General features: G+C 57.9%; 12 protein-coding genes and 1 pseudogene. 10 read left to right on the forward strand and 3 right to left on the reverse strand.

Going from position 1 to position 12,914, the window contains the following annotated elements:
* Positions 1 to 371: 371 nt before the first annotated feature.
* The 3 genes from ACA058_RS02720 to ACA058_RS02730 all read left to right on the forward strand — a co-directional run bounded on the left by ACA058_RS02720 (position 372) and on the right by ACA058_RS02730 (position 4,274).
* Positions 372 to 2,441 carry an AsmA family protein gene (locus tag ACA058_RS02720; RefSeq protein WP_497637734.1) on the forward strand — a complete coding sequence of 690 codons (2,070 nt, stop codon included), beginning with the start codon at positions 372 to 374 and terminating at the stop codon, positions 2,439 to 2,441.
* Between the two features lie 279 nt (positions 2,442 to 2,720).
* Positions 2,721 to 3,503 carry a hypothetical protein gene (locus tag ACA058_RS02725; RefSeq protein ID WP_497637735.1) on the forward strand — a complete coding sequence of 261 codons (783 nt, stop codon included), beginning with the start codon at positions 2,721 to 2,723 and terminating at the stop codon, positions 3,501 to 3,503.
* A 63-nt stretch (positions 3,504 to 3,566) separates the two neighbouring features.
* Entirely contained in the window at positions 3,567 to 4,274 is a 708-nt protein-coding gene (locus tag ACA058_RS02730) for a hypothetical protein (protein WP_497637736.1), read from the forward strand.
* On the opposite strand, the gene ACA058_RS02735 is transcribed toward ACA058_RS02730, so the two are convergent.
* Entirely contained in the window at positions 4,230 to 5,207 is a 978-nt protein-coding gene (locus ACA058_RS02735) for a LysR substrate-binding domain-containing protein (RefSeq protein ID WP_497637737.1), read from the reverse strand. The genes ACA058_RS02730 and ACA058_RS02735 overlap by 45 nt on opposite strands.
* Positions 5,208 to 5,327: 120 nt before the next feature.
* On the opposite strand from ACA058_RS02735, the gene ACA058_RS02740 reads away from it, so the two are divergent.
* From ACA058_RS02740 to ACA058_RS02750, 3 genes are all read left to right on the forward strand, one after another.
* A complete protein-coding gene (locus tag ACA058_RS02740) occupies positions 5,328 to 5,966 on the forward strand; it encodes an FMN-dependent NADH-azoreductase (RefSeq protein ID WP_497637738.1) in 639 nt (212 codons plus the stop codon).
* Positions 5,967 to 6,272, forward strand: a complete 306-nt coding sequence (locus ACA058_RS02745; RefSeq protein ID WP_046819737.1) for a DMT family transporter — start codon at positions 5,967 to 5,969, stop codon at positions 6,270 to 6,272.
* Between the two features lie 107 nt (positions 6,273 to 6,379).
* Positions 6,380 to 7,270, forward strand: coding sequence for a lipase family alpha/beta hydrolase (locus ACA058_RS02750; RefSeq protein WP_497637739.1), 891 nt, complete (start codon positions 6,380 to 6,382; stop codon positions 7,268 to 7,270).
* Positions 7,271 to 7,276: 6 nt separating this feature from the next.
* Here the strand turns inward: ACA058_RS02750 and ACA058_RS02755 are convergent, their stop codons facing one another.
* Entirely contained in the window at positions 7,277 to 8,164 is an 888-nt protein-coding gene (locus ACA058_RS02755; protein WP_497637740.1) for a DMT family transporter, read from the reverse strand.
* A 95-nt stretch (positions 8,165 to 8,259) separates the two neighbouring features.
* On the opposite strand from ACA058_RS02755, the gene ACA058_RS02760 reads away from it, so the two are divergent.
* From ACA058_RS02760 to ACA058_RS02770, 3 genes and pseudogenes are all read left to right on the forward strand, one after another.
* Positions 8,260 to 9,048 (forward strand): AraC family transcriptional regulator, encoded by a 789-nt coding sequence (locus ACA058_RS02760; protein ID WP_497637741.1) that lies wholly within the window; start codon positions 8,260 to 8,262, stop codon positions 9,046 to 9,048.
* A gap of 21 nt (positions 9,049 to 9,069) precedes the next feature.
* Positions 9,070 to 9,144: pseudogene (locus tag ACA058_RS02765) on the forward strand (PsiF family protein); the annotation flags it as partial.
* A gap of 82 nt (positions 9,145 to 9,226) precedes the next feature.
* Positions 9,227 to 10,240, forward strand: a complete 1,014-nt coding sequence (locus ACA058_RS02770) for an AI-2E family transporter (RefSeq protein ID WP_497637742.1) — start codon at positions 9,227 to 9,229, stop codon at positions 10,238 to 10,240.
* A gap of 145 nt (positions 10,241 to 10,385) precedes the next feature.
* On the opposite strand, the gene ACA058_RS02775 is transcribed toward ACA058_RS02770, so the two are convergent.
* Entirely contained in the window at positions 10,386 to 11,660 is a 1,275-nt protein-coding gene (locus ACA058_RS02775) for an Hsp70 family protein (protein ID WP_497637743.1), read from the reverse strand.
* A gap of 295 nt (positions 11,661 to 11,955) precedes the next feature.
* Here ACA058_RS02775 and ACA058_RS02780 point away from each other — a divergent pair, with 295 nt between their 5' ends.
* Positions 11,956 to 12,900 carry a DnaJ C-terminal domain-containing protein gene (locus ACA058_RS02780; RefSeq protein ID WP_497637744.1) on the forward strand — a complete coding sequence of 315 codons (945 nt, stop codon included), beginning with the start codon at positions 11,956 to 11,958 and terminating at the stop codon, positions 12,898 to 12,900.
* The last annotated feature ends 14 nt before the right edge of the window (positions 12,901 to 12,914 follow it).

Raw genomic sequence — 12,914 nt, forward strand, 5'->3', positions numbered from 1 at the left:
GTGCTCCGTAGGAGGGCGATAAATTGGGTACGAGGGCAATGCTACTCTCGATAAGTCGATATAAAAGTTCATAAACGCAATGTTAATTATCAACGGAATTGATTGTTCTCTGCAGCCCTTGTAAACCGGGCCTTTGCGGCACACCGAGGTGGGTATTTTCGACTCAACCGCGCCACGCAAAAGTGCGGAGCCGGTAACGCCGGACGGGAGGAGAGCGCCGTGTTAAACCGGTCAATTGCGGCAAAATCGGCTTTTCGATTAAACCTGCGGTGCATTTTCCAGTCGTAGATTCCATGATGGGCCGGTTCTGGCCCTGCGTTTCTCCTGAGCATCGTAATCGTGAGGCTCAGGCGTATCAGGAGCTCTGTGCAATGACGCGCACCCGTAAGATTCTCGCCTGGACCATGACCAGCCTTATTGTCCTGCTGGCAGTGCTGGTGCTGATCATCGTGTTCTTCGACTGGAACCGGATCAAACCGCCCCTCAATGCCAAGGTGTCCGAAGAGCTGCACCGTCCGTTCGCGATCAACGGCAATCTGGCGGTGGTCTGGCGGCGCGAGCCCGACGAGGGCGGCTGGCGTGCCTGGGTGCCCTGGCCGCACGTGGTGGCGGAAGATCTGAGCCTGGGCAACCCGGACTGGTCGAAGGCACCGCGGATGGCCAGCCTCAAGCGCGTCGAGTTGCGCATCTCGCCCTTGGCCTTGTTGGCGCAGCGTGTGGTGATCCCGCGCATCGACCTCACCGAACCCAATGCCGAGTTGCAACGCCTGGCCGACGGTCGCGCCAACTGGACCTTCAAGTTCGACCCGAAAGACCCGAACGCAGAGCCCTCACCCTGGGTGGTGGACATCGGCGCGATCGGCTTCGACAAGGGACATGTCACCCTCGACGACCAGAGCCTGAAGACTCAACTGGACCTGCTGATCGACCCACTGGGCAAACCGATTCCCTTCAGTGAAATCGTCGGTGATAAAGCGGCGAAAACGGCCTCCGAGCAGGGCAGCGCACCTCAGGATTACGCGTTTGCGCTGAAGGTCAAAGGCCAGTACCACGCTCAGAAACTCACGGGCCAGGGCAAAATCGGCGGCTTGCTGGCGCTGCAGGACGCGGCCCGGCCGTTTCCGCTTCAGGCGCAAGCAAAGATCGGCGATACCAGCGTCGAGCTGGCCGGCACGTTGACCGACCCGATGAATCTGGGCGCCCTGGATTTACGCCTGAAACTGGCCGGCACCAGCCTGGGCAACCTTTACCCCCTGACTGGCGTGACCCTGCCGGATACGCCGCCGTATGCCACCGACGGCCATCTGATCGCCAAGTTGCATGAGCCGGGAGGTGCGGTATTTCGTTATGAAGCGTTCAACGGCAAGATCGGCTCGAGCGACATCCATGGCAGCCTGACCTACGTCTCCGGCCAGCCACGCCCCAAACTCAGCGGTTCGCTGTTATCCAATCAATTGTTGTTTGCCGACCTGGCCCCGTTGATCGGCGCCGACTCCAATGCCAAGCAGAAAGCCCGCGGCGGCGAGAGCAAGCAGCCGGTGGACAAGGTCCTGCCGGTCGAGGACTTCAAGACGGATCGCTGGCGCGACATGGACGCGGATGTCGAATTCACCGGCAAACGCATCGTCCATAGCGAAAAGTTGCCATTCAACGATCTCTATACGCACCTGGTGCTCACCGATGGCGTTCTCAGTCTTGAGCCGCTGCGATTCGGCGTGGCCGGTGGCAAGCTGGATGCACAGATTCGCCTGAACGGGCACACCGAACCGCTGGAAGGCCGGGCAAAACTCACTGCTCGGGGCTTCAAGCTCAAGCAGTTGTTCCCGACCTTCGAGCCGATGAAAACCAGCTTCGGCGAGCTCAATGGCGACGCCGACATTACCGGACGCGGCAATTCGGTGGCCAAGTTGCTGGGCAGCGCCAACGGTAAGCTGAAGATGCTGATCAACGACGGCGCCATCAGTCGCGAGCTGATGGAGCTGGCGGGACTGAATGTCGGCAACTATTTGGTCGGCAAGATCTTTGGCGACAAGGAAGTGAAGATCAACTGCGCCGCCGCCGACTTCGACATCAAGACCGGTCTGGCCACCACGCGGCTGTTCGTCTTCGATACCGAGAACGCGATCATCTACATTGACGGCACGGCGAACATGGCCACCGAGCAGCTGGACCTGACCATCACACCGGAATCCAAGGGCTGGCGGCTGATCTCGTTGCGTTCGCCACTGTATGTGCGGGGTAAATTCATCAAACCTGATGCCGGGGTGAAAGCCGTCCCCTTGATGTTGCGTGGGGCCGGGATGGTTGCACTGGGTGTGATTGCCGCGCCAGCGGCGGGTTTGTTGGCATTAGTGGCGCCGAGCGGCGGAGAACCGAACCAGTGCGCGCCGTTGCTGGAACAGATGAAGTCGGGTAAGGCGCCCAAGACCATCAAGAACTAAAAGAAGTAAAAGAAGTGAAACAATGATCGTCCAGTCTACTTAATCGGTACGTATTGGTGTGTTTCGTGTTTTTCAGCCTGTAGATTAAGGTTTTTCTTGTTATATAGGGCATTGAGCTCGGAATGCGGTGAAGGCGTCCAGGTAAACGTGTTTCATGACTTGGAGTGCAGGGTAATAATGTGTCACGTATGAGCTCTGGTAAGAAAAGCATGGGATGATAAATTGTCATTGTCAGCCAAATGGCTGTCATAAAATATTCCACATGGATTTGGATTTTATATGACTATTTTAGTACCGAGCATCGAAGAGAGTCGTGTGTTTTTTGCCAGTGCGCAACTCGAGCCATTGGTTGCCAAACCGAAACTTATCAGGTCCTTTGCCGATTTAAGTGATCAGACGGTAGCTAAATCAGATTTTCTATTGGGTGAGGATGTTCCTACTGCTATCGGGTTTACCGATAACCTCGATGAAGACAAAAAGCAAGCAGCGGCGGATAGTATCCATTTTGCTGAGCGTTATGCGGATACATACTCGGATAAAAAAAAGGCACCCATAGAGTGGCACGGGAAATACGCTGAAGCATTGAAACATTGTGGATGGTCGTTAACAAACAGTAAGTATAAAGAGGATACGAGCAAACAAACACAAGTCACAATGGATGCCGTTGTCCTGGATATTGTCAAGGCGACTGCGGGAAGGAATGGACCGGCACTCATCGGTTTGTTGCAAGGCGGTTTTAACAAGATACAGTCCGATGAGCAGCTTGTAACTATTTTTGACAAGAATAGCAACAACGGTACAGACAAAGACTTCAGGATTATACCCTGCCTTCAAACTCCTGGAGGTACAGCAATCGCCACTTTCGTATCAGTTGATTGTGAACTCTCGACGTCTCAGGGTGGGGCTTGGTTTTGGAAGTGGAAGTTTTCCAATTTGAGACTGAAACGAGTTGCCTCTGTTATGGAACTGAACATGAGTCAGCATGAGCGTCGACGAGATCAAATTATTGAGCTTCTTGATCAAAATTCGGATGAATTTTTCAAAAGCATCAAGCTGAAGTGATTCACTCGTCATCGAGATGCTTGGTGAGCTTCTCGATTTGAGATGTTCAGTAAGGAGAGTTATATGGTCAAGGATGATGTTTTGTTAGTTGCGGGTAATTTGACCTCTGTTTCAGTCGGCGTCTCCGAGGCGTGGAGGAGCAATGTGGTTGATTCTATTTTGTTCTCTCAGTTGTATGCGAGTTCAAAAATTAGCAAGTTTTCCGATTCGCAGCAATGGTATAAAAATTATACCGAGGCGATGTCGAAAACGAAGTGGAAGACTGGAGGTTATAGGTTTAGTAGTGTCGAGTTTGATGAGGGTTTGTCCATTTTTTTGAATGTTCTGATTCAAAAGAGGTTAGGCTCGGTTGTGGGTTTGCCTCAAACAGAACAATTTGAAAGGTTGATGTCAAGCATTCAACAGGGTTGCGCAGCGGAGGCGATTGCTTCATTGACTGAGGAGCATGCAATGGTCTACCAGGTCGAGGAGAAAACATCAACCGTTTCGACTGTCGTTCTACACGTCAGTTTGGTAGCGCGGGGGCCAGCGATATATTCGGTCTTTGTCTGTTTTAAAACTACTCAAGAGGTTGAGCGTAATTTTTTTCATCAGGAGTTTAAAAGTGAACTCATTGTGGGAGAGATTGGCATTGGAATCTCGCAGCTTGTACTCGATAAGGATGCCTATGAAAAAGCTCGGATGAGAGAGAAGATTCTTCGCAGCCTTCCTGAAGTCACGGCTCCGCTAGTGCTTGATATCACCGCTCAAGGCGATGACCAAGTGCTGTAGTTTCTTCGCGCCTGTGATCGCAGTTTGGAGGCTGCCTGGCGGAAGCCCTGATAATTGCGCTTCCTCTTGCAGCCACGCAAAAAATGCCCGAACCGGTGGATGTCGCTCGCGTCCCGGCACGCACAGGGCGCTGTAACCGGCGCCATCCACCTGCACATCGCCCCGATAAGGCAGGAGCAAACCCCTGGCCACGCTCTCGGACACCAGAATATTGCTCGCCAGCACCAAGCCTTGCCCGGCAATCGCCGCTTGCAGGGCGTAATGCTCTTCATCGTATTCGCGCACGATTGGCTGACCCGCCAGCCAGGTCTCGCCGGATTGTCCACACCAGGCTTCCCAACCATGGGCGTAGAGCTTGGAATTGTGCCAGCGCACGCTGATCAGCGTAGGCGTTTGATGGGCAGCCAAGGCCACTTGCTCCGGCGAGCCGTAAACGCCAAACGACTCGTCGAACAGGCATAGGCCATACAGATTCGGATAGTCATCGAGGCTGTAGCGCACCACCAGGTCGACACTGGCGTCCTGATGCAAATCGATGACTTCGCAGTGGGTGTCCAGGCGCAGGCTGATGTTTGGATGGCGGGCATAGAAACGACCCAGGCGCGGCACCAGCCATAGGGCGGCGAAGGCGGCGGTGGTGGAGATCGTCAGGTTCGTGCCGCTGCGGTGCGGGCGCAGGGTGTCGACGCTTTGCGCCACTTCCAGGAAAGCGCCGTGCAAGCTGTGGAACAATCGCTCGCCGCCTTCGGTCAGGCGTACCTGACGCGGCAGGCGCTCGAACAGCTGCACGCCGAGCCAGGTTTCCAGCGAGCGGATCTGATGGGATACCGCCGTCGGAGTTACCGACAGTTCTTCGGCGGCGGCCTTGAAGCTCAGCAGGCGAGAGGCGGATTCAAAGGCGCGCAGGGCGGTCAATGGCAAGGAGGCAAACATGGAAACTCCATGGATGAAACAGATTCATCCAGACTGATTTTTGTTCAGTTGAAGAGGGGTGGCTGTGAGCTCCAAGCTGCAATCCACAAGCAGTTTGAGTTTAGTCCCAAGGAGAGTCAGATGAACACAGTTCTTGCGATTCATGCCAGCCCAAGGGGTGATCGTTCGCACTCCCGGCGTTTGGCGGAAGTTTTTCTGTCGGCCTGGCAGGCCCGCCATCCGCAATCGAAGCTGACTCGCCGCGAAGTCGGCCGAGCGTTGATTCCACCGGTCAACGAGGCATTCGTGGCCGCCGCGTTCTATCCCGAACCCGACGCACGACCGCTGTCGATGCAAGCGGACCTGGCGTTCAGCGACACCCTGGTCGGCGAGTTGCTCGGGCATGACGTACTGGTGATTTCCACGCCAATGCACAATTTCAGCGTGCCAAGTGGCTTGAAAGCCTGGATCGACCAGATCGTGCGGCTCGGGCTCACCTTCAATCACACTCTGGATAACGGTATCGCGCAGTACGAGCCACTGGTGCAGGGTAAAAAGGCCTTGATCGTCACCAGTCGCGGCGGTTTCGGGTTTGGTCCGGGCGGCGAGCTGGAGGCAATGAACCATGCAGATCCGCTTCTACGTACGGCGTTGGGTTTCATCGGCATCACCGATGTCACTGTGGTCGCCGCTGAAGGCGAAGAGTCCGAGGCACGTACGTTCGAAGTCTCTGCCGCCGAAGCAGAGCGGCGCTTGCTGGCACTGGCCAGGGAGTTCTAGATGGCCTGGCTGTTTTTGCTGATCGCCGCCGGGTTTGAAGTCACCTTCGCCATGGGCATGAAGTACGCCGAGGGCTTCACCCGGCTCTGGCCATCGCTGATGACCATCGTGGCGGCGGTGGGCGGGATTTACTTCCTGACCCTGGCCATGCGCGAATTGCCGGTGAGCATCGCCTACCCGATCTGGACCGCCATCGGTTCGCTGGGTACGGTGTTTCTCGGCTTTGCCTTGCTCGGTGAGAGCCTGACCGCGGTCAAACTGCTGTCGGTCGGGCTGATCGTGGCGGGTGTGGTTGGGCTGAAGTAGGGCGGATGTCCTAAACTGGTCGTCGGTTTGTCATGTTCGCTGGCGAAGCTTGGCGGATGTCTTGCGTCCGCCAGGCGTCACCTCACCGATCACAAGGATGTTCGCCCATGTCGCAAGGTTCGGCCACGCGTTACCCGCTGGTGCTGGTCCCGGGAATGCTCGGGTTTATCCGTTTGGTGCTCTATCCGTACTGGTACGGGATCGCCGAGGCATTGCGCCGTGGTGGTGCGGTGGTGTTTGCGGTGCAGGTCTCGCCGCTCAACTCCAGCGAAGTGCGCGGTGAACAACTGCTGGCGCGGATCGAAGAGATTCTGCGCGAGACCGGCGCCGAGAAGGTCAACCTGATAGGCCACAGCCAAGGCTCGCTGACCGCGCGTTACGCGGCGGCCAAACGCCCGGATCTGGTCGCCTCGGTGACCTCGGTGGCGGGGCCCAATCATGGTTCGGAACTGGCGGACTATCTGCATAGGCATTATCCGCATGATAGTGCCATGGGGCGGCTGCTGACCGTTCTACTTCGGTGGATCGCGGCGCTGATGAGCCTGCTGGAAACCGGCTATCGCGGACCAAAGTTGCCGGTCGACATCCATGCTTCCCATCATTCCCTCACCACCGCAGGCGTGGCGCTGTTCAATCAACGTTATCCACAGGGGCTGCCCGAGACTTGGGGCGGGCAAGGGCCGGAAGAGGTGAACGGCGTGCGTTACTACTCCTGGTCCGGGACCTTGCAGCCGGGCAAGACTGATCGCGGGCGCAACCTGTTCGATGGCACCAACCGGAGTTGCCGGTTGTTTGCCAGATCCTTCGTTCGCGAGGCCGGGCATTGCGACGGGATGGTCGGGCGTTACAGCTCGCACCTCGGGACGGTGATTGGCGATGAGTATCCGCTGGACCACTTCGACATCGTCAACCAGTCGTTGGGGCTGGTGGGGAAGGGGGCGGAGCCGATCCGGTTGTTTGTCGAGCATGCGGCTCGGCTGAAAGCTGCCGGGGTTTAGAGCGCGTCAGGCAACACTGACCTTACGACCCAATACCGTCGTCCAACGCTCGGAAAGAATCACCCCGCCCAACGTCAACATCCCGCCCACCAGGTGGTACATCGCCAACTGTTCATGCAGCACCACCGCCGCAATCAGCGCGGTTATCAATGGCAGTAAATTGAAGAACAGCGTGGTCCGGCTCGGACCCAAGCGCACCACGGCTTGCATCCACGCCAGCGGTGCGACCATCGAGGCCAGCAGGCAGGCGTAAAGCACTAAAGGAATATTCTGCAGGGTCGGGCCGATTTTCGGTGAGGCGAGAAACAGCGGAAACAATACCACCACCGCTACCAGCACCTGCAAATACAGCAACACCAATGGCGGCAAACGCAGCTGCCATTTTTTCAGCAAAGTGCTGTAGATCGCGTAGGCCAGGGTGGCGATCAGCATCATCGCGTCGCCCAGGTTCACCCCGTGCTCCAGCAGCACGCCAAGGCTGCCGGACGAGACAACCATCAACACCCCGGCAAACGACAGCACCGCACCCGCCAGTGCGCCGAAGGTCAGGCGTTGGCCGAGGCTGATGATCGCCATGGCCAGCGACATCAAAGGCATCAACGACAGGATGATGCCCATGTTGGTAGCGGAGGTCAGGCCCGCGGCGAAGTACGCCAGGCTTTGGTAAACAGCCATGCCGAGCACGCCGAGGAGAAAGATCTTGGCCAGGTTCGGGCGGATCGACGGCCAGTGGGCTATCACCGGTTTGAGCATGAAGGGCGTGAACAGTAACCCGGCCAGCAGCCAGCGGTAAAAACCGATCTCGGCGGGGTAGATCGCCCCGGCCGACATTTTGGTGATCACGGTGTTGCCGGCCCAGATGAAAATGGCCAGCAGGGGATAAGCGTATTGCATGGGAAAAACCAGAACGTTGATGAGGGGTAATTATCCCTTGTCTGGATACAGGCCTATACTTCGATCCAGACAACCCGCCCCTGATTCCGGACAGCATGACCAGTAAACACATCGACCTGCTGGATTTCAGTGAACTACCCGCCCCGGTGTACTTCCGCTACGCCGATTTTGATGCACATCGTTTTGCCTCGGCGCATCGACACCCCTGGGGCACGCTGGAGTATTCGGCCCATGGCGTGCTGCACATGGAAATCGGTGGCAGTCGCTTCATGTCACCACCGCAATACGCGGTATGGGTGCCCCCCGAGACCGAGCACAGCTTCTATAGCAACCAGCCGATCAATTACCGCGCGGTCTGCCTGGCGCCCACCCTTTGCCGTGATCTACCACAAGAGGCCTGCACACTGGCCATCAGCGACATCCTCAAGGCGATCCTCAAGGACTTTGCCGCCAGGGACGTGAAGATCCCCGCGCAGGCCGCGGACAAGCGTCTGGCCCAGGTATTGGTGGATCAACTGCAACAAGCGCCAGTGCATGAGTGTTATTTGCCCTACGCCAGCAGTTGCCGATTGCTTGGCATTCTGGAGGCCCTGCAGGCCGAGCCTGGGGATAACCGGTCACTGGCGGACTGGGCCGCGCAGATTCATGTCAGCGAACGCACGCTGGCGCGGCAGTTTGTCCGCGAATTGGGCATGAGCTTCGGTGAATGGCGCCAACGTCTGCGCTTTCTGACGGCGATCGAGGCGCTGGACCACCACCGTAGCATTCAGGACGTCGCCTTCGACTTGGGCTACAGCACCGGCTCGGCCTTCATCGCCATGTTCCAGCGCCAGGCCGGGTGTACGCCGGAGCAGTATCGACGCAGCCACCTGGAGACAAGATGAAGGTGTAACAGGTGTGCCGGCAAAACCTTGACGTCACAGCAGGAGAAAATGAAAACCTGCAATGCCGACGCCGCGACCAAGGCCCTCAAGGGCGATGAGGCGCCCACACAATCCCTAGTGCTGACACCGGATCGCTGGCAGACTGCCAATCCTTTTACGCCGTTCGTTTTGAGGCTGTATGCCAACGTTTTCTCAACGTCAAGTTTTGCTTGTCATCAGCTGGGTCATCATTTTCGGCGGACTGCTGCTGGTGATTCCGCTGCGGTTGTTGCCCAGCCTGCTGGCCGGGTTGCTGGTGTTCGAACTGGTCAACATGCTCACCCCACAACTGCAACGACTGATTGAAGGCCGGCGTGCGCGCTGGCTGGCGGTGGCGTTGCTGGGGACTCTGATTGTCAGCGTACTGTCGCTGATATTTGCCGGCGCCATCAGTTTTCTGCTGCACGAAGCGGAAAACCCCGGTGCATCCCTCGACAAGTTCATGGGGGTGGTCGACCGTGCACGCGGGCAACTACCGCCGTTCATCGACGCCTATCTGCCGGCCAGTGCCGCCGAGTTTCGCGTGGCAATTGGTGAATGGGTCAGCAAGCACCTCAGCGACTTGCAACTGGTGGGCAAGGATGCGGCGCACATGTTTGTGACGTTGCTGATCGGCATGGTGCTGGGGGCGATCATTGCCCTGCAACGAATACCGGACCTGACCAAACGCAAACCGCTGGCCGCTGCCCTGTTCGACCGCCTGCACTTGCTGGTACAGGCGTTTCGCAACATCGTGTTCGCCCAGATCAAGATTTCCCTGCTCAACACGTTCTTTACCGGGATATTCCTGGCGGTGGTGCTGCCGATGTTCGGCATCAAGCTGCCACTGACCAAGACCCTGATCGTGCTGACCTTCCTGCTCGGCCTGTTGCCGGTGATCGGCAACCTGATGTCGAACACCCTGATCACGATTGTCGGCCTGTCGCTGTCGATCTGGGTGGCGATGGCCGCGCTGGGCTACCTGATTGTCATCCACAAGCTCGAGTATTTTCTCAACGCGCGGATCGTCGGCGGGCAGATCAGTGCCAAGTCGTGGGAGTTGCTCCTGGCAATGCTGGTGTTCGAAGCCGCGTTCGGCCTGCCGGGGGTGGTGGCAGGGCCGATTTATTACGCGTATCTGAAGAGTGAGTTGAAGCAGGTGGGGATGGTGTAACCACCACCCCATCTCAATATGGCGAGGGGCTTTGTGGCGAGGGGATTTATCCCCGTCGGGGTGCGCAGCGCCCCCAAAAAAACAAAAAAGCGACGACTGCTGCGCAGCCGAACGGGGATAAATCCCCTCGCCACAGGGTTTCGGATCAGCCCATCGAACCGTAACGCTTGGCCGCTTCAATGGCCAGGCCGCTACCAATGCTGCCAAAGATATTCCCTTCCACATGCCGCGCATTCGGCAACATCGCCGAAACGCTGTTTCGCAGCGCCGGAATACCACTGGAACCACCGGTGAAGAACACCGTGTCCACCTGATCGACCCGCACATCGGCGTCAGTCAGCAACTGGGTGACGCTATTGCGCACGCGTTCGAGCAGGTTATCGATGGCCGATTCGAACAGTGCACGGCTCAGCTCCACGCTCAAGCCGGCTTCGATGCGATCCAGCGGTACGTGGCGGTGGTCGGCATGGGTCAGCTGGATCTTGGTCTCTTCAACTTCCATGGCCAACCAGTGCCCGGCGCGCTGTTCGATCAGCTTGAACAGGCGGTCGATGCCGCCGGTGTCTTCGATGTCGTAGCGCATGCTGCCCAGGGCCAGTTGGGACTTCTGCGAATACACCGAGTTGATGGTGTGCCAGGTTGCCAGGTTCATGTGATGGCTGGTCGGCATGTAGGCGCCGCTCTTCATCCGGCTGCCGTAGCCGAACAGCGGCATCAGGCCCTGCAGGCTCAGTTGCTTGTCGAAGTCGGTCCCGCCGATGTGCACACCGCCAGTGGCGAGGATGTCATCCTGGCGGTTATCCACACCCCGACGCTGCGGCGACAGGCGCACCAGCGAGAAGTCGGAGGTACCACCGCCGATGTCGACGATCAGTACCAGCTCTTCCTTCTCGATGGTCGACTCGTAGTCGAACGCGGCGGCAATCGGTTCGAACTGGAACGAAACTTCCTTGAAGCCGATCTTGCGCGCAACGTCCACCAGGGTGTCTTCGGCCTCTTTGTCGGCCATCGGATCATCGTCGACGAAGAACACCGGACGGCCCAGCACCACTTCTTCGAATTCCCGACCGGCGGCGGCTTCGGCACGGCTCTTGAGCTGACCGATGAAAAGGCCAAGCAGGTCCTTGAATGGCATCGCCGTGCCAAGAACACTGGTGTCGTGCTTGATCAGCTTGGAGCCCAGCAGGCTCTTGAGCGAGCGCATCAACCGGCCTTCATAACCTTCCAGGTACTCGTGCAGCGCCAGCCGGCCATACACCGGGCGACGTTCTTCGATGTTGAAGAAGACCACCGAAGGCAGGGTGATCTTGTCGTCCTCCAGCGCGATCAGCGTTTCCATGCCGGGGCGTAGCCAGCCGACGGTGGAGTTTGACGTGCCAAAGTCGATGCCCACGGCACGGGCTGGAGATGCGTTGTTCATGTCTTTGGGGTTCCGGTTAAAAAACGGCCGCGCAGTGTATGTCAGGGCGCGACAGATTCGAAGGCCGACTATCTGCTAATTCCTGGAAACAATGTCTTGAAAGATGGCCCATGACCCCCAAACTACCCTGCATCAAGCCGGTAGCCGCGCAGCACCCGAAAGTCGCGCCGCCGCTGCCGATAAACTTCTTACGCGCCGCCCGGTCACAACCTTGAGATCGGTCTAACCCTGTGCTGCAATCGAGTGCATGCTGTGGCAGGTGGCGCGATTTCGATAACGGATGGTGATTCCCGCGATGGACTTCAAAGACTATTACAAGATTCTCGGTGTGGAGCCGACAGCAGACGATAAGGCAATCAAGGCCGCCTATCGCAAGCTGGCGCGCAGATACCACCCCGACGTCAGCAAGGAAAAGGACGCCGAGGCCAAGTTCAAGGACGCCTCTGAAGCCTATGAGGCGCTGAAAAGCGCTGATAAACGCGCCGAATACGACGAACTGCGCCGCTATGGCCAGCATGGTCAACCGTTCCAGGGACCACCGGGCTGGCAGAGCCGTGGCGGTTTTGGTGGCGGTGGCCAGGACACCGGTGACTTCTCGGATTTCTTCAGCTCGATCTTTGGTAATCGTGGCCCTGGCTTCGGCGGTGGAGAATCACGTCGCAGTACCGGGCGTCGAGGGCAAGACGTGGAAATGGAACTGGGGGTTTTTCTGGAAGAAACCCTGTCGACCGAGTCGAAGAAGGTCACCTTCCAGGTACCGCAGTACAATGCGGCCGGCCAGCATGTGAGCAACACCAGCAAAAGCCTGAACGTTAAGATCCCGGCGGGCGTGAGCGATGGTGAACGCATTCGCCTCAAGGGCCAGGGCGCTCCAGGTGTCGGCGGTGGTGCCAATGGCGACCTGTACCTGACCATTCGCTTTGCGCCACACCCGAAATTCGACGTCGAAGGCGAGAACCTGATCATCACCTTGCCATTGGCACCGTGGGAGCTGGCGCTGGGCACCGAAGTCGCCGTGCCGACCCTGACCGGCAAGATCAACCTCAAGGTCCCGGCGGGCAGCCAGAACGGCCAACGCATGCGCGCCAAGGGCCATGGCCTGATGAACAAGGCGGGTGAGCGCGGTTATCTGTTCATCCAGTTCAAAGCCGTAATGCCCAAGGCCGCAGACGATGACGTCAAGGCGCTGTGGCAGGAACTGGCGAAAAAAGCCGCCTTCAACCCACGAGAAAACTTCTGAACCCAGCGACGGAG

The organism is Pseudomonas sp. LBUM1649, assembly GCF_059716155.1.